This is a genomic window from Erythrobacter sp. BLCC-B19 (assembly GCF_028621955.1).
Taxonomy (GTDB): Bacteria; Pseudomonadota; Alphaproteobacteria; order Sphingomonadales; family Sphingomonadaceae; genus Erythrobacter.
Window position 1 is genome coordinate 1,270,185 of the sequence record NZ_CP117516.1, and the last position, 18,810, is coordinate 1,288,994.

At 67.2% G+C, this 18,810-nt stretch carries 22 protein-coding genes; 14 read left to right on the forward strand and 8 right to left on the reverse strand.

Annotated elements, in window-relative coordinates; translation table 11 throughout:
- The first annotated feature begins 300 nt into the window (after positions 1-300).
- From PS060_RS05880 to PS060_RS05915, 8 genes are all read left to right on the forward strand, one after another.
- Complete coding sequence (locus PS060_RS05880; protein WP_273986171.1) at positions 301-1,590, forward strand: glutamate-5-semialdehyde dehydrogenase; 1,290 nt, start codon at positions 301-303, stop codon at positions 1,588-1,590.
- 3 nt (positions 1,591-1,593) lie between these two features.
- Positions 1,594-2,256: a nicotinate-nucleotide adenylyltransferase gene (locus tag PS060_RS05885; RefSeq protein WP_273986173.1), complete on the forward strand. Its 663-nt coding sequence runs from the start codon at positions 1,594-1,596 to the stop codon at positions 2,254-2,256.
- 174 nt (positions 2,257-2,430) lie between these two features.
- Entirely contained in the window at positions 2,431-2,784 is a 354-nt protein-coding gene (gene rsfS / locus PS060_RS05890) for a ribosome silencing factor (RefSeq protein ID WP_273986864.1), read from the forward strand.
- A gap of 174 nt (positions 2,785-2,958) precedes the next feature.
- Positions 2,959-3,381, forward strand: coding sequence for a 23S rRNA (pseudouridine(1915)-N(3))-methyltransferase RlmH (locus PS060_RS05895; protein WP_273986865.1), 423 nt, complete (start codon positions 2,959-2,961; stop codon positions 3,379-3,381).
- Positions 3,382-3,388: 7 nt separating this feature from the next.
- Positions 3,389-4,609 (forward strand): murein hydrolase activator EnvC family protein, encoded by a 1,221-nt coding sequence (locus PS060_RS05900; protein WP_273986174.1) that lies wholly within the window; start codon positions 3,389-3,391, stop codon positions 4,607-4,609.
- A gap of 121 nt (positions 4,610-4,730) precedes the next feature.
- On the forward strand, positions 4,731-6,107 hold the full coding sequence (locus tag PS060_RS05905) for a S41 family peptidase (RefSeq protein ID WP_273986176.1): 1,377 nt from the start codon (positions 4,731-4,733) through the stop codon (positions 6,105-6,107).
- 13 nt (positions 6,108-6,120) lie between these two features.
- Positions 6,121-6,573 carry a disulfide bond formation protein B gene (locus PS060_RS05910; protein WP_273986177.1) on the forward strand — a complete coding sequence of 151 codons (453 nt, stop codon included), beginning with the start codon at positions 6,121-6,123 and terminating at the stop codon, positions 6,571-6,573.
- A 23-nt stretch (positions 6,574-6,596) separates the two neighbouring features.
- Positions 6,597-7,118: a demethoxyubiquinone hydroxylase family protein gene (locus PS060_RS05915; RefSeq protein ID WP_273986179.1), complete on the forward strand. Its 522-nt coding sequence runs from the start codon at positions 6,597-6,599 to the stop codon at positions 7,116-7,118.
- A gap of 143 nt (positions 7,119-7,261) precedes the next feature.
- On the opposite strand, the gene PS060_RS05920 is transcribed toward PS060_RS05915, so the two are convergent.
- The gene (locus PS060_RS05920) at positions 7,262-8,542 is read right to left on the reverse strand and encodes a nucleotide sugar dehydrogenase (RefSeq protein ID WP_273986181.1); all 1,281 of its coding nucleotides are present in this window, start codon (positions 8,540-8,542) and stop codon (positions 7,262-7,264) included.
- Positions 8,543-8,697: 155 nt separating this feature from the next.
- Here PS060_RS05920 and PS060_RS05925 point away from each other — a divergent pair, with 155 nt between their 5' ends.
- Positions 8,698-9,249 carry a hypothetical protein gene (locus tag PS060_RS05925; RefSeq protein ID WP_273986182.1) on the forward strand — a complete coding sequence of 184 codons (552 nt, stop codon included), beginning with the start codon at positions 8,698-8,700 and terminating at the stop codon, positions 9,247-9,249.
- A 9-nt stretch (positions 9,250-9,258) separates the two neighbouring features.
- Here the strand turns inward: PS060_RS05925 and PS060_RS05930 are convergent, their stop codons facing one another.
- The 5 genes from PS060_RS05930 to PS060_RS05950 all read right to left on the reverse strand — a co-directional run bounded on the left by PS060_RS05930 (position 9,259) and on the right by PS060_RS05950 (position 13,406).
- Positions 9,259-10,272 carry an NAD-dependent epimerase/dehydratase family protein gene (locus tag PS060_RS05930; protein WP_273986183.1) on the reverse strand — a complete coding sequence of 338 codons (1,014 nt, stop codon included), beginning with the start codon at positions 10,270-10,272 and terminating at the stop codon, positions 9,259-9,261.
- A 23-nt stretch (positions 10,273-10,295) separates the two neighbouring features.
- Complete coding sequence (fabI, locus tag PS060_RS05935) at positions 10,296-11,102, reverse strand: enoyl-ACP reductase FabI (RefSeq protein ID WP_273986184.1); 807 nt, start codon at positions 11,100-11,102, stop codon at positions 10,296-10,298.
- Positions 11,103-12,008 carry a YihY/virulence factor BrkB family protein gene (locus PS060_RS05940; RefSeq protein WP_273986185.1) on the reverse strand — a complete coding sequence of 302 codons (906 nt, stop codon included), beginning with the start codon at positions 12,006-12,008 and terminating at the stop codon, positions 11,103-11,105. It lies immediately after the preceding gene.
- A gap of 12 nt (positions 12,009-12,020) precedes the next feature.
- Positions 12,021-13,010: a DnaJ C-terminal domain-containing protein gene (locus PS060_RS05945; protein WP_273986186.1), complete on the reverse strand. Its 990-nt coding sequence runs from the start codon at positions 13,008-13,010 to the stop codon at positions 12,021-12,023.
- 72 nt (positions 13,011-13,082) lie between these two features.
- A complete protein-coding gene (locus tag PS060_RS05950; RefSeq protein ID WP_273986187.1) occupies positions 13,083-13,406 on the reverse strand; it encodes a hypothetical protein in 324 nt (107 codons plus the stop codon).
- A gap of 131 nt (positions 13,407-13,537) precedes the next feature.
- On the opposite strand from PS060_RS05950, the gene pdxH reads away from it, so the two are divergent.
- Positions 13,538-14,194, forward strand: a complete 657-nt coding sequence (gene pdxH / locus PS060_RS05955; protein WP_273986188.1) for a pyridoxamine 5'-phosphate oxidase — start codon at positions 13,538-13,540, stop codon at positions 14,192-14,194.
- 8 nt (positions 14,195-14,202) lie between these two features.
- The gene (locus PS060_RS05960; protein WP_273986189.1) at positions 14,203-15,006 is read left to right on the forward strand and encodes a PhzF family phenazine biosynthesis protein; all 804 of its coding nucleotides are present in this window, start codon (positions 14,203-14,205) and stop codon (positions 15,004-15,006) included.
- Positions 15,007-15,120: 114 nt separating this feature from the next.
- On the opposite strand, the gene PS060_RS05965 is transcribed toward PS060_RS05960, so the two are convergent.
- A complete protein-coding gene (locus PS060_RS05965) occupies positions 15,121-16,266 on the reverse strand; it encodes a serine hydrolase domain-containing protein (RefSeq protein WP_273986190.1) in 1,146 nt (381 codons plus the stop codon).
- 35 nt (positions 16,267-16,301) lie between these two features.
- Between PS060_RS05965 and PS060_RS05970 the strand changes: the two genes are divergently transcribed.
- On the forward strand, positions 16,302-16,658 hold the full coding sequence (locus PS060_RS05970; protein ID WP_273986191.1) for a hypothetical protein: 357 nt from the start codon (positions 16,302-16,304) through the stop codon (positions 16,656-16,658).
- Between the two features lie 63 nt (positions 16,659-16,721).
- On the opposite strand, the gene mnmA is transcribed toward PS060_RS05970, so the two are convergent.
- Positions 16,722-17,891: a tRNA 2-thiouridine(34) synthase MnmA gene (gene mnmA, locus PS060_RS05975; protein WP_273986192.1), complete on the reverse strand. Its 1,170-nt coding sequence runs from the start codon at positions 17,889-17,891 to the stop codon at positions 16,722-16,724.
- A 98-nt stretch (positions 17,892-17,989) separates the two neighbouring features.
- Here mnmA and PS060_RS05980 point away from each other — a divergent pair, with 98 nt between their 5' ends.
- A complete protein-coding gene (locus PS060_RS05980; protein ID WP_273986193.1) occupies positions 17,990-18,448 on the forward strand; it encodes a hypothetical protein in 459 nt (152 codons plus the stop codon).
- Positions 18,441-18,740: a CtrA inhibitor SciP gene (sciP, locus tag PS060_RS05985; RefSeq protein ID WP_068350083.1), complete on the forward strand. Its 300-nt coding sequence runs from the start codon at positions 18,441-18,443 to the stop codon at positions 18,738-18,740. Before PS060_RS05980 ends, sciP begins: the two co-directional genes overlap by 8 nt.
- Positions 18,741-18,810 lie beyond the last annotated feature (70 nt).

An 18,810-nucleotide genomic window follows, 5' to 3' on the forward strand; every position in this document is an offset into this window, starting at 1 on the left:
GCGCAGCCGATCGCCCCAACTGAGTGCGGAATTGCTGTCAGACAAATGCGGCCCCGATTTATGTTCTGAATGCCCCGGGGCGGCGCGCTACCAGCGCGGCCCGGCGCGGTCGAATCCGCAATGATGCGCCGGGGGTGAATCGAAAGGGAATCGCGGTGAAGTGAACGCTGCCAAGTCTGGCGGTGTCATACGCGGTTCTGGCGGGCTGCGAATCGCGGTTCGACTCGCCTGAAACCGCCGCTCCGAGTCGCGCCGCGCCGCGGGCCTGACAGGCGCGCGCAGGGGTGCTAGGACAGGGGCATGACTCAGTCCGCCGCCTCTGCCGTCTCGCCCGACCTGCCTGCGCCCGAAGCGCTGGTGCATGACCTTGCCCGCGCCGCCCGGCTCGCCCAGCGCGCGCTTGCCGCCATGCCGAGCGCAGCGCGCGCCGCTGCGCTCCATCTGGCAGCGGATGCGCTGCGCGCGGCGACGCCTGCGGTCCTGGCGGCGAATGCCAAGGATCTTGCGGCGGGTGAGGCCAATGGGCTGTCGAAGGCGATGCTCGACCGGCTGGCGCTCGACGAATCGCGGCTTGCCGGGATTGCCGATGCGGTCGCGGCGGTGGCCGATCTGCCCGATCCGGTGGGGCAGGTGATCGACGCGAGCGAGCGGCCCAATGGGTTGAAAATGCAGCGCATCCGCGTGCCGATCGGCACTATCGGGATCATCTACGAAAGCCGCCCCAATGTTACCGCCGATGCCGCCGCGCTGTGCGTGCGGGCGGGCAATGCGGCGCTGCTGCGCGGCGGGAGCGAGGCGGTGCATTCCAACCGCGCGATCCATGCCGCGCTTGTCGAGGGGCTGACCCAAGTCGGCGTGCCCGCAGAGGCGGTGCAGCTGATCCCCTCGCAGGATCGCGCCTGCGTCGGCGCGATGCTGACTGCGGCGGGGCTGATCGACATGATCGTGCCGCGCGGGGGCAAGAGCCTCGTCGCAAGGGTGCAGGCCGATGCGCGCGTGCCCGTGCTCGCGCATCTCGACGGTATCTGCCACACCTATGTCCACCACGCTGCCGACCCGGCGATGGCGACATCGCTCGCACTCAACGCCAAGCTGCGCCGCACCGGCATTTGCGGGGCGATGGAGACGCTGCTGATCGATTCGGCCTTTCCGCAAGGGGCGGCGCTGGTCGCGGCGCTGATCGACATGGGCTGCGAGGTGCGCGGCGATGCCCGCGCCCGCACATTCGACCCGCGCGTCATCCCGGCGAGCGCGAATGACTGGGACACCGAATATCTCGACGCGATTCTCTCGGTCGCGGTCGTCGACGGGCTGGACGACGCGCTCGCCCATATCGCGCGCCATTCCTCGGCCCATACCGATGCCATCGTCACCGCCGATGAGGCCGCTGCCGAGCGCTTCCTCACCGAGGTCGACAGCGCCATCGTGATGCACAACGCCTCCTCGCAATTCGCCGACGGGGGCGAGTTCGGCCTTGGCGCGGAGATCGGGATTGCCACGGGCCGCCTGCACGCGCGCGGGCCGGTCGCGCTCGAAGGGCTGACGACCTACAAGTGGCAGGTGCGTGGGCAGGGGCAGACGCGCCCTTAAGCCATGCCTGCAACCACCACCGGGCTCCTCGGGGGCAGCTTCAACCCCGCGCATGGCGGGCACCGGCGCATCACCCTGTTCGCGGCCGAGGCGCTGGGGATGGACGAGACATGGTGGCTGGTCTCCCCCGGCAATCCGCTGAAGCAGCAGGCGGGCATGGCGCCGCTGGTAGCGCGCCTGCTATCGGCCCGACAGCAGGCGCGCCGCGCGGCGATCGTGCCCACCGCCATCGAGCAGCACCTCGGCACCCGCTACACCGTCGACACCCTCGCCCGGCTCACCCGGCGCTACCCCAAGCGGCGGTTTATCTGGTTGATGGGGAGCGACAATCTCGCCCAATTGCACCGCTGGAAGGACTGGCGGCGGATCGCCCGGACAATGCCGATTGCGGTGATCGCCCGCCCCGGCTATGATGCAGGCGCCATGACGAGCCCCGCCATGGCCTGGCTCAGACGCTATCGTGTGCCTGCCGCCAGCTTTCGGAAACGGGGGCAATGGAGCGCACCGGCCCTGGTGTTATTGCGTTTCGATCCGGATCACCGCTCGGCCACGGCCATCCGCCGTGCCCATGCCGGGTGGGCCGCAGCTTTGCTCGGCGAAGGACAAGCGCCACCGGTGCGTGATCGGCTGACATTCCGCATCATCCGGCCAGAGGAACCAGCATGAGGCGTGCCTGCCGCGCCTCGGCTGCCCGTTTGGCCGGTCTGCGTCATGCCCAGCGGTGTTGCCCCGAACTCTGGAGATATGTGATTGCCGATGACCGAAGCCTTGATCGCCGCCCTGCCGCAGGGTGCCGTGCAAGCCGCCGCCACAACGGCGCAATCGCTGGCGCGCGCTGACATGAGCGCCGCTGCCTTGCACGACCTCGTGCTCGCCCAGCTTGATGATGATCAGGCGCAGGAGATCGTCTCGATCCCGCTCGAAGGCAAAAGCTCGATTGCCGATCACATGGTGATCGCGAGCGGGCGTTCGACCCGGCAGGTGGCGTCGATGGCGCAGAAGCTGGCGGAGAAGATCAAGCAGGCCGGCTACGGCCACGCCCGCGTCGAAGGCCTGCCGGCTGCCGACTGGGTGCTGATCGACGCAGGCGACGTGGTGATCCACCTGTTCCGCCCCGAAGTGCGCAGCTTCTACAACCTTGAACGGATGTGGAGCTTCGAGGGCAGCGAAACGTCGATGATGGGGCGCAACTAGTTTTCTTTGCGGGGGCGCCTCCGCGCCCCCGTCCTCGGCGAGTCCTTGTGTTCCGCAGCCCATCCGGGCTGCGAAATCCTCGCTCACGCGGCCTGAAGGCCGCATCGCTGCGGGCGGCCGGTCGGCCTTGCGGGCCTGCGGCCCGTTCCAGTGCATTTCATCGGGGTCTGAGCCATCCTCCTCCACATCATCGCGCGCGGGAAGATTGGCCGGTCGCCGGAGGGCGAGCTGGTGGATCGTTATGCCAAGCGCATGACCTGGCCCTGCAAGATCACCGAATGGCCCGATACCGGTGCGGGCAAGGTGGCTGATGCGTTGACGCCATGCCGCACCGTGCTGCTCGACGAGCGCGGCAAGGCGATGTCCTCGGAGGCTTTCGCGCAGCTACTCGGCAAGTGGCGCGATGACGGCGTGCGCGAGACGCGCTTCATGCTGGGCGCGGCCGATGGCCATTCCGATGCCGAGCGCGCGAGCGCCGACCTCCTCCTCGCCTTCGGGCCTGCCACCTGGCCGCACATGATGGCCCGCGCCATGCTGATCGAGCAGCTCTACCGCGCCACCACAATCCTTGCAGGCCATCCCTATCATCGGGCATGAGCGTGTCATGCGTCGCCGCGTCAGCCTGACCCTCGCTGTCACCGCCCTTGTCGGGGGCGCGGCCATGCTTGCCTTGCCGCCATCGCGTGCGGCGCCCTCGGCGGCGCTGACCGAAGTGGGTGACGCCGAGGCGGCGTTGGCGCGGGCCACGCGCGAAAGCCGCCTTGCGGAGAATCGTGCCGCCAAGCTGACCGCCGAGGCCGAGGCTGCGACCGAGGCTGCCCAGCGCGCGGCCTCCGAGGCCGCAGCACTCGCAGCCCGCATCCAGCAGGCCGAGGCCGAAATCGAAATTGCCCGCGCCCGCCTGACCATCGCCCGCCAGCAGCGCGCGGCCCTGACCGCGCGCCTCGCGGAAAAGCGCGCGCCGACGGCACGCCTTGCCGCTGCGCTCCAGACCGCATCGCGCCGCCCGCTGGCGCTTTCGGCGCTGCAACCGGGTTCGCTCACAGATCTCGTCCATGTCCGCGCGGTGCTCGATAGCGCCGTGCCGCAGATCACCGCCCGCACGGTGGCGCTGAAGACCGATCTCGACCGGGGGCGGGCGCTTGAACGGCAGGCCGGCCTCGCGCTCGAACAGTTGCAATCCGGCGAGGCGGCCCTGCGGCAACGGCGCAGCGAGCTTGCAGCGCTCGAACAGCAGCAGCGCATCGCCTCGCGCACCGCGAAAGGCGCGGCGCAGCGCGAGGCGGAGCGGGCGCTGGCGCTGGCCGAAGAGGCGCGCGATCTCGATGGGCTGGTGGGCAAGCTCGATGATGTCGCGGCCCTGCGGCGCGAGCTGGCGGCGCTGCCCGGCCCGGTGCTGCGGCCTGCCGATCTTGCAGCGGCTCTGCCCGCGCAAGCCGCTCCGGTTGCGGCCACCAATGCCCCGCGCGACTGGCAATTGCCGGTGCAGGGGCGCACGCTGACAGGCTTCGGCGCGAAGCGCGACAGCGGGCTGGCGGCGACCGGCCTGACCCTCGCGCCGACCAAGGACGCGCAGGTGGTTGCCCCGGCGCGCGGGCGCGTGGCCTTCGCCGGAGCCTATCGCGGCTTCGGGCGAATCGTCATCATCGAGCATGACGGCGGCTGGACGAGCCTGGTCACCGGCCTTGGCGAAGTGGCGGTCGCGGTGGGCGATACGGTGATCGGCGGCAGCCCGCTGGGCCGGGCCAGCGGCAGCGCAGAGGGTGTGACGATCGAGCTGCGCCGCGATGGAAAGCCGGTTAACCCCTTGCAATTTATGAGATAATTGACCTTATGCCAAGAGAGCACAGGGTCACACTCGTCTGATATGCGTCCCCCGCGTGTGTCTATCTGGCGTTAAGCGAGGCAAGCCTATACATTCGGCGGACAAAGGAGCCTCCCGCCTCATGAAGATTGCCGCTCTCCTGCGCACCGCAGCCCTCGTCACCACGGTCGCCCTGATCCCCGCCACCACCGCCACGATGGCGCAGGTCGATGGCCGCGCCGGGCCGGAGTTTGCCAAGCTGTTCGCTGTGTTCCAGCGGGTCAAGGCCAGCTATGTCGAGCCGGTCGAGGACGACGTGCTGATCCGCGGCGCGATTGACGGGATGCTGGCGGCGCTCGATCCGCATTCGGCCTATCTCGATGGCGGCGATCTCCAGCGGCTGGAGACGATGATCGACGGGCAATATTCGGGCCTCGGCCTGTCGGTGGTGATGGAGGATGGCGCGGTCAAGGTCGTCTCGCCCTTCCGCGGCAGCCCGGCCGAGCAGGCGGGGATCAAGGCGGGCGACTTCATCACCCACCTCAACGGCAAGCTGATCGTCGACAGCAAGCTCGATGATGCCGTGGCGCAGATGCGCGGGCCCAAGGGCACCTCGATCATGCTGACGATCTTCCGCCCCGGGCGCGAAGAGCCGCTCGAGGTGAGCGTGACGCGCGGGGTGATCGAGCTTGAGCCTGTCACCCACGAACTGGCGGCGGGCAATATCGGCGTCATCACCGTCAACGAGTTCTCGGCCAATGTCGGTGCGGATGTCTATGAGGCGTGGCAGGACATCAAGAAGAAGGCGCCCGGCGGGCGGTTGAGCGGCCTTGTGCTCGACCTGCGCAACAATCCGGGCGGAAGCCTCGATGAATCCGTGGCGCTCTCCGACCTGTTCCTGACCGATGGCCGCATCGTCAGCCAGCGCGGCCGCGCGCGCGGCGAGACGATGCTCTATGATGCCGAAACGGTCTATCGCGGCGACATGGCCGAAGGCGTGCCGATGATCGTGCTGATCAATGCCGGTTCCGCCTCCGCCTCCGAGATTGTCGCGGGCGCCTTGCAGGATCACCGCCGCGCGCTGATCATGGGCGAGCGCAGCTTCGGCAAGGGCTCGGTGCAGTCGCTGCTGCCGCTCGGGAACGACGCGGCATTGAAGCTGACGACGGCGCGCTATTACACCCCGGCTGGCAAATCGGTGCAGGAAGGCGGGATCCGTCCGGATATCGCCGTGCCGCAGATCTCCGACCCCGATTACGCGCTCCGGCAGAAGTACCAGACCCGCGAGAGCGATCTGCGCGGCCATCTCATCAACGAACTTGCGATCAAGGACGAGGAGATGGAGGCCGACAAGATCGCCGATCCGCGCTTCCAACTGACGTCTGCGCAGTTGGAAGAGAAGGGGATCAAGGACTTCCAGCTCAACTACGCGATGGAAACCCTGCGCCGCACCACCAAGAGCACGGTCGCGCTCCGGCCTGCGCCCAAGGCGGGCGCCAAGGTTCAGGCCAAGCCGTAACGGGGCGATAGTGATGGATAATGTGGCAAAGGCGCGGGCGCTGGCCGTGCTGGTGCCCGCCGCGTTGCTCGGCGGGGCCTATATCGGCGAATATGGCTTCGGCCTCTACCCGTGCGAGATGTGCTGGTGGCAGCGTTACCCCCACTTCGCCGCTTTGGCGCTGGGGCTGGCGGCCTATGCGCTGAAGCCCGCGCAGGTGTGGAGCGCGCTGGCGGGGCTGGCGATCCTCACCTCCGGGCTGATCGGCGGGTTTCACGCGGGCGTTGAATATGGCTGGTGGGAAGGCATCACCAAATGCGCGGCAGCGCCGGGCGCCCCGGGCGCGGCGTTCGATTTCTCCGCGCCGATCGTCTCGTGCGGCGTGGTGCAGTGGGAATTGTGGGGGATCAGCCTCGCGGGCTTCAACTTCCTGATTTCCACCTTCGCCGGTGCGGCCATTGTGGCGCTCAGCGCGTATCGGAAGTAGAGCCTTTTTCGAAGGAGCCGATGATGGACCGCGATACCCTCCACCGCATGATCCGGGTCGACCAGGCCGGGGAGTTCGGCGCGACCCGCATCTATGAAGGCCAGTTGGCCGTGATGGGCGACCGCGGGCCGCATTCTGCCGAAATCCGCCACATGGCCGCGCAGGAGGCCGAACATCGCGCCAAGTTCGATGCACTGCTGGCGAAGCGCGGCGTGCGTCCGACGGCGCTGCACCCGTTCTGGTCGGTGGCGGGCTATGCGCTGGGCGCTGGCACGGCGCTGCTGGGGCCGGAGGCGGCGATGGCCTGCACCGCTGCGGTCGAGACCGAGATCGACAAGCATTACAGCGAACAACTCGACAAGCTTGCCGAAAGCGGGGCCGACCCGGAGCTCGCCGAAATGATCGAAGCCTTCCGCGAGGACGAGCGCGACCACCGCGACGCAGCCCTTGCCAACGGCGCCGAACGCGCGCCCGCTTATCCGCTGCTCTCCGGCGCGATCCGGCTGGGGTGCCGCATCGCCATCAAGGTGAGCGAGAGGATCTAAGGCGGAAGGTTAAAGGGGTGCGCGATTTCGGTCGCGCAGCGACCGCGAGGCCACGCGGCCGAGCCGCAGGCGCTCAAGCCCGAAGGGCTTGAAACAGCGCCGAGGACGTGCCCGCGGAGGCGGGCACGCAAACAAAGGCCCCCTCACAAACTCCAGTAAACCAGTTCCTCGGGCAGTCCTTCGCGGCTTAGCGCGCTCTTCACGTCCACCAGCACGCCGCCTTCGCGCACCCTTGCGACCAGATCGGCAGGATTGGCGATATAGGCCGCGTGGTTCACCGCCAGCACCAGCGCGTCGAGCTGGGTCATGTCTTCGGCGGGGCTGAGCGTGATGCCATATTCGTGGCTCGCCGCCGCCGGGTCGGCCAACGGGTCGCTCACCAGCGCGTCAATCGCATATTCGCGCAGTTCGGCAAGGATATCGGGCACCTTGGAATTGCGGATATCGGGCACGTCCTGCTTGAAGGTCAGGCCCATCACGCCGACCCGCGCGCGGCACGGGGAAACCCCGTTCGCGATCAGCAGCTTGACCACCTTCTGCGCGATTTCACGTCCCATGCTGTCATTGATCCGCCGCCCGGCAAGGATCACCTCGGGTCGGTAGCCGAGCTTCTCTGCCGCTGCCGTCAGATAAAAGGGATCGACCCCGATGCAGTGCCCGCCGACAAGGCCGGGGGTGAAGGGCAGGAAGTTCCACTTCGTGCCCGCCGCCGCCAGCACATCGCGCGTCGCCAGCCCCATGCGGTCGAAGATCAGCGCAATCTCGTTCATCAGCGCGATGTTGAGATCGCGCTGGGTGTTCTCGATCACCTTGGCGGCTTCGGCGACCTTGATCGAGGGCGCCTCGTGCAGCCCGGCATCGACAATCGCGCCATAGATGCGCCGCATCCGGGCGAGCGCTGTGGGGCTGTCGGCGGCTATGATCTTGGTGATGGTCTCGAGCCGGTGAACCCTGTCGCCGGGGTTGATGCGTTCCGGGCTGTAGCCGAGCGCGAAGTCGCGGCCCTGCTCCAGCCCCGAGGCGGCGGCGAGCCAGGGGCCGCAGATCTCCTCGGTCACGCCGGGGAAGACGGTCGATTCGAACACCACCAGAGCGCCGCGTTTCAGGCGCGGGCCGATGGCCGAGCAGGCGCGCTCCAGCGGGGTCAGGTCGGGACGGCGCTCTTCGGTGATGGGGGTGGGCACGGTGACGATGATGACATCCGCGTCTTCCAGCACTGCCGGATCATCGCTGACGGCCAGCCCGCATGACGCCAGCCGATCATCGGGGATTTCCTGCGTCGTATCATGGCCCGCCCGCAAGGCGGCAATGCGCTGCGCCGAGATGTCGAAGCCCGCGACGCGCACGCCCTGTCCGCCCAGTCGCTCCGCCAGAGCCACGGCAACGGGCAGGCCGACATAGCCCAAGCCCACGACTGCGATCATTCCGTCCATCGGCCGCGCTTATCTGCAAACCTTTCAAGATTTCGCTAAGTGCGCAGCCGCGGCAGGCTTCACCCTCGGTTCAGCCCCCGCGCACTAGACAAGGGCACCCGGTAACGGGCATTGCTGCGCCACACGCCCCTTAGGATTGATCTGCCATGAAGCACCTCGTTGCCCCGCTCGCCCTGATCGGTCTCGCCGCCGCCGCCAGTCCGGCTGCTGCGCAGAGCGCTGACGAGAAGATCAACATGGTGATCGCCTACAACGCCAGCGAATGTCCCGTCGCGCAGCCGGGCGAGCTGGTGGTGTGCGAGATTCTGGTCGAGGAAGATCGCTATCGCATCCCCACCAACCTGCGTTACTCCGACAACCCCGCCAACCAGTCGCGCGCGCGGCAGGTGGAGGAGATCAAGTATGTCGGCGATTTCGGCGCGATGAGCTGCTCACCCGCGGGCGCAGGCGGCTTCACGGGGTGCAACCAGAAGTTCATCGAGGCCGCCTACAAGGACAAGTCCGAGGCCGAAGCCGTGCGCTTTGGCCAGCTGATCGAAAAGGCGCGCAGCGAGCGCCTCTCCACCATCGACGAGGATGCCGCCGCCGAGCAGGAGCGCGTCGAGATGATCGAGCGCGAATATATGCAGCGGCTGGAGCGTGAGCGCGCGGGCGAGGTGCCGGGCGAAGGCAACATCCCGCCGCCCCCGCCGAAGTAAGCGACGCGCCTAAACCCCGTAGTAATCCCGATACCACGCGACAAACCGCGCCACGCCCTCGCGAAACGGGGTTTGCGGGGCGTAGCCGGTGAGCGTCTTGAGCAGCGCCGCATCGGCCCAGGTCGCGGGGACATCGCCCATCTGCATCGGCATGAAGTTTTTCACCGCCGCGCGGCCGCATTCGGCTTCGATGGCGGTGATGAAATCCATCAGCCGCACCTTGTCACCGTTGCCGATGTTGACCACCCGGAAGGGCGCGACGGGAGAGAGGCTATCGCCCTCGGGGATCGCCTCGGGTGTCTCGGGCCGCACCGGTGCGGCGTCGATCAGCAGGCGGATGCCGCGCACCAGATCGGTGACGTAGGTGAAATCGCGGTACATCTCGCCATCGTTGTAGATGTCGATCGGCGTGCCTTCGAGGATCCCGCGGGTGAACTTGAACAGCGCCATGTCGGGCCGTCCCCACGGGCCGTAGACCGTGAAGAACCGGAACATCGTGGTCGGCAAGTTCCAGAGGTGGGCGTAGGAATGGCCCATCGCCTCGTTCGCCTTCTTGGTCGCGGCGTAGAGCGTCAGCGGGGTATCGACCTTCTGCGCTTCGTGGAAAGGCATCTCGGTATTCGCGCCATAGACCGACGAGGTCGAGGCCATCAGCAGATGATCGACCTGCAATTCGCGCGCGCATTCCATGACGTTGAAGGTGCCGACAAGATTGGCATCGATATAGGCCCGCGGATTTTCGAGGCTGTAGCGCACCCCCGCCTGCGCAGCGAGGTGGACGATGACGTCCGGCTTTTCCGCGAGCGCGAGGCTGTGAAGCGCCTCGAAATCCTCCAGCATCCCTTCGGTGCAGGAGAAGTGCGGGTGTTGCAGCAGCATCTGGTGCCGCCGCTGCTTGATGCGCACGTCGTAGTAATCGGTCATCCCGTCAAAGCCGACGACGCGGAAGCCCTCGTCCAGCAGCAGTTGCGAGAGGTGATAGCCGATGAACCCGGCAGACCCGGTGACAAGAACGGTGCGCATCGCCGCCGCCTACACGCCCGGCGTTAAGAAAGCGCGATGTCGGGCGCGTCTTCCTGCTTCATTCCGACGATGTGGTAGCCCGCATCGACATGATGGGTCTCCCCCGTCACACCCGAAGCGAGGTCGGACAGCAGGTAAAGCCCCGCTCCGCCAACGTCTTCGATGGTGACATTGCGGCGCAGTGGCGCGTTGTATTCGTTCCACTTGAGGATGTAGCGGAAATCGCCGATCCCGCTCGCCGCCAAGGTCTTGATCGGCCCGGCGCTGATCGCATTGACGCGGATGTTGCGGGGGCCGAGATCATTGGCGAGATACTTCACGCTGGTTTCCAGCGCCGCCTTGGCCACGCCCATGACATTGTAATGCGGCACGACCTTTTCGGCGCCGTAATAGGAGAGCGTCAGGATCGCGCCGCCGCTTTCGGGCATCATCGCCGCCGCGCGCTGGGTGATCGCCACCAGCGAATAGGCCGAAATGTTCATGGTCATCAGGAAGTTGTCGAGGCTGGTATCGACATAAGCCCCACGCAACTCGTTCTTGTCGGAAAAGCCGATCGCGTGGACCACGAAATCGAGGCTGTCCCAGCGCGCCTTCAGCGCATCGAAGGCGGCATCGAGCGATTCCATGCTCGACACGTCACATTCGAAGGTGAAATCGCTGCCCAGCTCGGCGGCGAGCGGCTTCACGCGCTTGGCCAGCGCCTCGCCCTGATAGGAAAACGCCAGCTCCGCCCCGTGCTCGGCCAGCTTCTTCGCGATGCCCCAGGCCAGCGACTTGTCATTGGCAAGGCCCATGATCAGCCCGCGCTTGCCCTTCATCAGTCCGTCCATTCAAACCGTCTCCTCAGCGGGCGCATCCGGGGTGAGTTCCTGCCCCTCCAGCGCCAGAGCTGCATTCAATTCCGCGCCGATAACGAGCCCGAGCCCGACGAGCCAGAAAAACAGCAGCGTCACCATGCTTCCGGCAAGGCTGCCATAGGTCAGATCATAGGTGAAGAAGCGCCGCAGCACCACCGGCAGCGCGGCGGAGACCACGATCCACCAGGTCGCGGTGAACAGCGCACCCGGCCACACCAGCGCCCCGGCCTTGCGATATTTGAGCGGGGTCAGCGTCTTGAACAGCACGAACAGCGAGGCCGTCACACCCAGCGCCGGCACGACGCGCGACAGGCTGAGCGTCGCGACGGCCTCGGCCAGCTGCGGGAAGGCGGCGCGGATCACCTCCTGCGCCGCGCCGATCGCCACCTGCGCAAACAGCGACAGGATCAGCAACACCACCGCCCCCAGAATCAGCCCGATCGAACCAAGGCGATAGCGCCAGAATGCCCCCACCGGCGGCGTATCATAGGCGCGCCGCATGATCAGGCGGATGGTTTCGATCAGGCTCGACACCGTCCACAGGCCCACGCCCGCCCCCAGCCACAGCAGCCAGCCCGACCGCGCATAGATCACATCCTCGGCCACCGGCACGATCACCTGCGCCACCGAAGAGGGCATGGCCTGAGCGATGGCGAAGATCATGGTTTCGGCATTGTCGCGCCCGCCGATCAGATCGAACAGCGCCGCGCCGAGAATGAAGAACGGGAAGATCGCCAGCATCGCCAGATAGGCGAGGTTTCCGGCATGGATGAACCCGTCGCGAAAGGTATCGTCGACCACCTTGCAGGCCACCGCCCAGCCTCGCGCGATGAGGCCGCTGCGGCGCTGCGGCGGGCGCGGTGCGGAACTGTCGGTCATCGATACAGGCTCTTACAGCCCGAACTTCTCGCGCGGACGGGCCGGGTCGATCCAGCCTTCGAGCCGTGCTTCGAGACTGGCGAGATCGGCCGGAAGCTGGATTTCGACATTGACCAGCTGGTCGCCGCGTTCGGGCTTGCCGTCGATGGTCTTGCCATTCTTGCGCGTCCAGCCCTTGCCCGCCAGCCGCATTACCGTCCCGCTCGATGTGCCGGGCCGGATGGTGAGCATGACCGCGCCGTCAACCGTCGGGCACTTGACCTTGGCGCCGCGAACCGCCTCTTCGAGCGTGACCGGCAAGTCCATCCGGATATTGTCGCCCTCGCGGCGGAAGAAGGGGTGCGATCCGACCTCGACCATGACGATCCCGTCGCCATTGCCGCCGGGCCCGGGGTGGCCCTTGTCCTTGAGGCGCATCATCGTGCCGTCCTCGACACCGGCGGGCAGTTTGAGGTTGATCGCCTTGCCATCGGCCAGCGTGATGCGCTGCTCGCGTCCGGCGGCGGCTTCGACGAAAGGCACGGCGAGCCGGTATTGGATATCCGCGCCGCGCTTGGGCGGGGGCGGCGGGGGTTGGCGGCCGAAACCGCGTCGTGCGGCACCGGGCTGCGGGCCTTTGCGTCCGCCGAACAGGCCTTCAAACAGGTCGCTGAGGTCGACATCGTCGGTGCCGAACCCGCCGAAATCGCCCGCACCGGGCGCACCTCCGGGGCCGGCGCCATAGGTGCCGCCCCGGCCATAACCGGGCCGCGCGCCCATGCCCGCAAACGGGTTGGCCGGGTTGCCATCGGCATCGATCTCGCCCCGGTCGAACTGCGCGCGCTTGGCCTTGTCGGACAGCAGATCATAGGCGCGGGTCGCCTCCGAGAATTTCTCGGCGGCCTTGGGGTTGTCCTTGTTGCGATCCGGGTGCAGCTCCTTGGCGAGCTTGCGATAGGCGCTCTTGATGTCCGCTTCCGATGCGGTGCGGGGGACGCCCAGAATGGTGTAGGGATCGCGCATAGCGTGTTAGCTAGGTGAGACAGCGCGGCTGCGCAAGCTTGCGCTGGGAGCTGAGGTGCGCCGCGGTCTGTTTCAGGACAGGCGGATGCCGTTGCGCGCGCGATCACGTATGCCGAGCAGGCGGCCGATGGTGTAGGCGATATAGGGGATCGGAACGAGGATCGCGCCCACCACCAGATAGACCGCAACGAAGTCGCTCATCCCCTCCCATGCCCACCGCAGCATCGCGTGTGCGCCCAGAATGATGACGATGAAGCGCGCCGCGCGGTTGGCATCGTCCCAGATCCACAAGTGATCCTTCCACCCGCGCTGGCCCATTTTCCAGACCCTCCACCCGCAATAGGCAAGGCCTGCCAGGAAGAGGACAAGTCCGAGGACGGTGAGCCAGTTCTCCATGCAAGGAAATCTAACCCGTTGCGTGTCCATCGACAAGGCGCCCACTCCGCTCGCCCGGCGGCGGTCTTGCGGCTTTCCCCGCGCCCCGGGCGTAGCTATGGGCGCTTGCAGTCACCAAGGAACCTTCATCCATGACCACCGCCACCCCTCTCGACGATGCCCAGCTGGCCGATAGCGTGCTGCCCGCGGGCGCCGATCCCTTCGTGCTGTTCGAGGAGTGGTTCGCCGCCGCGCAGGTGGGGGAGATCAATGACCCCAACGCCATGGCGCTTGCGACCGCGACGGCGGATGCGGCGCCCTCGGTGCGGATGGTGCTGCTGAAGGGCCACGGCAAGGGCGAGATCGCCGGGGGCGGCTTCACCTTCTTCACCAATGCCGAAAGCCGCAAGGGCGGGCAGATCCGCGCCAATATGCAGGCCGCGCTGCTGTTCCACTGGAAGAGCCTGCGCCGCCAGATCCGCATCGAAGGGCCGCTGACCGAAGTCAGCCCGGAGCGCGCCGACGCCTATTTCCACTCGCGCCCCTACAAGAGCCAGGTCGGCAGCGCCGCCAGCGATCAGTCGCGCCCCCTGCCCGAGCGCCAGACCTATATCGACCGCGTGCAGGCAATCTGGGCCGCGCATGAGGCGGAAGGCAAGGTGCCGCGCCCGGCGCACTGGACGGGCTTCACTTTGTCGCCCCGCCGGATCGAATTCTGGATCGACCGCGACAACCGCCTGCATGATCGCCGCGAATTCACCCGCGAGGCCGCGGATGGATCGTGGTCGGACACCCTTCTTTACCCCTGAGGCCCAGCATGACCCAGACAATCCCCTATTGGCACGTCGATGCCTTCGCCGCGCGTCCCTTTGGCGGCAACCAGGCGGCGGTGATGGTGCTCGAGGAATGGCTGCCCGACGATGTGCTGGTGCAGATCGGCGGCGAAAACCTGTTCGCCGAAACCGCCTTTGTGGTGCGCGATGCGAGCGGCGAGGCCGATTGGGAGCTGCGCTGGTGCACGCCGACGTATGAAATCGCCTTGTGCGGCCATGCCACGCTGGCGAGCGGGCATATCCTGCTCACGCGCGATGGCGGGGAGCGCGTTACCTTCCGCACCCGCAAGTCGGGCATTCTCGAAGTGGTGAAGGCGGGAGAAGCTTACGAACTCGCGCTGCCCGCGATTGCGACCGAGGCGGATAGCGCCGCCAATCAGGCCGAAGCCATCCGCCTGCTGGGCGCCCAGCCGCTGGAGATCGCCCGCTCGCCGCTGGGCTACAACATCTATCTGTTTGAAAACGAAGCGGCGATCCGCGCGATGACGCCGGATATTCGCGGCCTTGAGACGCTGGGCCAAGACCAGTTCATTATCACCGCTCCGGGCGATGCCACCGACATCGTCAGCCGCGTCTTCGTGCCCGGCGGCGGGGTGGACGAGGATTCGGTCACCGGATCGGCCCACGCGGTGCTGACCCCATATTGGGCGAACCGGCTGGGACGCAGCAGCTTCACGGCGCATCAGGCCAGCCAACGTGGCGGCGATCTGACGCTGCGGCTGGATGGCAGCAAGGCCTGGCTCGGCGGGCCATGCGTCACCGTGGTCGAGGGCAGCTTCTACCTCTGAGGAAACGGACCCGCAGGGTCCGCAAGGCCGCCAAGGCTTTCTGGCGCCCGCCCGCAGCGGGCGCGGCTTGCTGCGCGTCTAGCGAGGACCGCGCGCCGGATGGCGTGCGGAAACCTAAGATTCCGGATAGAGCTCCAGCACATCGGCGGCCTGTTGCAGCATCGGCGGGCGCTCGGTGCTGTCGGAATGGCCGAGACGCACCAGCGTTACCTGCTGGGTGGGCGAGACCAGCACATATTGTCCCATGTGGCCGATCAGGCTGAACAGGCTCTTGGGTGCGCGGTCGGGGAACAGCGGGTGCTCGCCCGCTGGCGTGCCGGGGATCGGGCGGTTGAGCCAGGTCTGGAAGCCGTAATGCGGACTGGCGGGTGAGGGGGTCACCATCGCCTCGACCCAGCGCTGCGGCACCAGTTGCTCCCCGCCCGGCGCGCGGCCCTTGCGCCGCAGGAATTCGCCCAGCTTCGCCCAGTCGCGCGCGGTCGCGTGCATCAGGCTGCCGCCGATCAGCGTGCCGCTTGCATCGAATTCGGGCACCATGCTTGTCATGCCGAGTGGGCCGAACAGGCGCTGTTGCAGATAATCCGCCACCGCCTTGCGCCGCACCTCGGGCTTGGTGCTCGCCGTCAGCGCGCGGGCCGCGATGTCGGCGAGGATCACGCTGGTGTTGCTCGAATATTCGAACTGCTTGCCCGGCTCGGCCTCGAGCGGCTGCTCCTCGGCCCACTTGGCCATGTTGTCGCGCCCGTCGAGGAACAGCATCCGCACCTCGGCCGATTCGTAAGGCGGATCACCAGCCTCGGTGTGTCTCAACCCGCTCCGCATCTGGAGCAGGTGGCGCAGGGTGATTTCCGCGCGCGGATCGCCGGGGCGTTGCCACTGCGGGACAGGGGCCGGCGCATCGAGCGCGAGCAGGCCGTCTGACACCAGCATCCCGATCAATACGCCCGTCACCGTCTTGGCCATCGACCAGCTGATGAAGCGCGTGTCCTTCGAATAGCCGGGGCCATAGCGCTCGGCGGCCAGCTTGCCGCCTGCCATCACCACCACTGCGCGGGTCTCCCCCAGTCCCTTCTGGGTGAACAGATCGTCGATTTCGCGCGCGAGCTGATCTTTCGGTGCCCCTGCATCCTTGGTGACGGCCGCCAGCGCTTCGGGCGAAAGCGGTGCGGCGGCAGGGGTGGCCGAGCCGCAGGCGGCGAGCATCAGCAGGGCTGGCGCGAGCAAGGCTGCGCGGTTAAGGACGGCGGCGTTGAGGGTCATCGCGCCCTCATTCCCCGATGCATGAAGGCTTGGCAATGGCGAAATCACCCGCATCGCGCGCACCCGCGCGTCCCCGCACGCGCTGGGGACTGTGGCTGCTTGCGATCATCGCCGCGGGCGTGGGGGCGGTGGTCTTTGCCTTCCGCGAACCGATCAATGGCTATGGCAGCATCGCATCGGCCTATTCGGCGCGGGTCGCCTGTTCGTGCCGCTATGTTGCCGGGCGTCCGCTGGATGACTGCGCCAAGGACAAGCTGGCGGGCATGGAGCTGGTCACGCTGGTCGAGGATGACGAAACCAGAAGCGTCACCGCCCGCTTCCCCCTGGTCGCCAGCGCGACCGCGACCTACCGCAAGGGCTATGGCTGCGTGCTGGAGCCGTGGGAGGGGTGAGAGCGTGCCGTGCGCGAAAATGTTTCACGTGAAACATTTTGTTCACGTGCAGGTGAACGCGCCCTAGCTGCCAACCTTTTCGGTGCTGCCGATCCACCCGCCGCCGACCACGCGATCACCGGCGTAGATCACCGCTGCCTGTCCGGGGGCAACGCCGAATTCCGGTTCGGCAAAGCGGATCGTGACCGATGCGCCATCACCCAGTGCGCCCTCCAGCACCACCGGCACGGGCTTGGCGAGGCTGCGGACTTTCGCCGTCAGCGGGGCATCGGGCAGCGGGCCGATGCGGTTGGTTTCAGTGAGATGCGCCGCGCTCACCGCCAGCATCCGCTTCGGCCCGACCCGCACCTCGCGTGAGGGCGCATCGAGGCCGATCACATAGAGCGGTTCGGGCTGGCCGCCGATTTCCAGACCCTTGCGCTGGCCCACGGTGAAGTGGACGATGCCCTTGTGCTCGCCGAGCACCGCGCCCGTCGCGGCGTGGACGATCTTGCCGGGGGCCGCGCCCTCGGGGCGCACCTTGGTCACGATCTTGGCGTAGTTGCCGTCGGGCACGAAGCAGATGTCCTGCGAATCCGGCTTGGCCGCGTTCCTCAAGCCCGCCGCCTCGGCCAGCGCACGCACCTGCGGCTTGGGCATCCCGCCGAGCGGAAAGCGCAGGTATTCGAGCTGCGCTTCGGTGGTGCCATAAAGAAAATAGGACTGGTCGCGCGCCGGATCGTAGGCGCGGTGGAGCTCGACCCCGTCGGCACCCATCACGCGGCGGACATAGTGGCCCGTCGCCAAACAATCCGCGCCCAGCTCGCGCGCCATGCGGAACAGATCGGTGAATTTCGGCCCCATGTTGCAGCGGATGCAGGGGACGGGGGTGCGCCCGGCGAGATATTCGTCGGCGAACTGCTCGACCACCTCTTCGCGGAAGGCGCTTTCGTGGTCGAAGACGTAATGCGCGATCCCCAGCCGGTCGGCCACGGCGCGCGCGTCGCGGATGTCGTCGCCCGCGCAGCACGCACCCTTGCGGCCTGTGGCGGCACCATAATCATAAAGCTGGAGCGTGATTCCGATCACCTCGGCCCCGCTGGCATGGGCGAGGGCGGCGACCACCGAGGAATCCACCCCGCCGCTCATCGCGACAACGATGCGGCACTCCGCCGCCGGGCGCGGCAGATCGAACAGCGCGGCGGCGTCAGCAGCGGCCATCAGGCCGGAATGGGGGAGCGTGGGGGTGTCCATGAGCGTGCGCGCCTATAGCCGTGCCGCGCTCCCTGCGCCAGAGGCGCGCACGCCGGCACCTTGCGATCCGCGCCAGCACTATTCCTAAGCTGAGGTAAATGGCGGTTTTACCGGATTTTGACGCACTCGGGCTACAAGGGCGAATGATGTTCGAGAAAGCCAAGCCTTTCAATGCCTCGCACGGTCGATCCGCCGCGCCGCCGACCGTGCAGGAGCGACTCGCAAGCCCTGCCGCCCGGCGCGGGGGCGATGCCTTGCGGGCGCTGGAGTGGAGCGAGCTGACCGCGCGGCTCAATGCTGCGCGCGATCTGCGGTTGCTGTTGCGCACCGAAAGCCAGGCTCCGATCGAAGCGGTGGCAGCCAGCTTTGGCGATGCTGCGGCCAGCTATTTTGCGCTTCTCGATGATGACGAACCCGGCGTTAACCCTGATGCTTTAGCGCAATCTAAAGCCTTGGATGCAACAACCGGGTCATGCGATGCAAACCGCCCGGGCGCTGCGACAGGATCACACGCCGACGCGCAGCCTGGGGCGATGCGAGAGAAATGCAATGATTGAGAACCAGGACATCCGCCCCGCACAGGTGATCGGCCCCCTTGGCGAGCCGCTGACCCTTGCTGACCTGCCTTCTCCCCAGACCAAGCGCTGGGTGGTGCGGCGCAAGGCCGAGGTGGTGGCTGCCGTGAATGGCGGCCTGCTGACGCTCGACGAGGCGCTGGCCCGCTATGGCCTGACGCTTGAGGAGTTCGCCTCGTGGCAGCGCGCGGTCGACCGTTCGGGAATGCACGGGCTGCGCGTCACCAAGATCCAGCATTACCGCGACCTCTACGAGCGCCAGCTCAAATACTGACGCGATTTTCGGTTCACCCCATCCCCGGCCCGCTTCGCCCGTAAGGCGTTGCGGGTCGTCGGCATTTCGC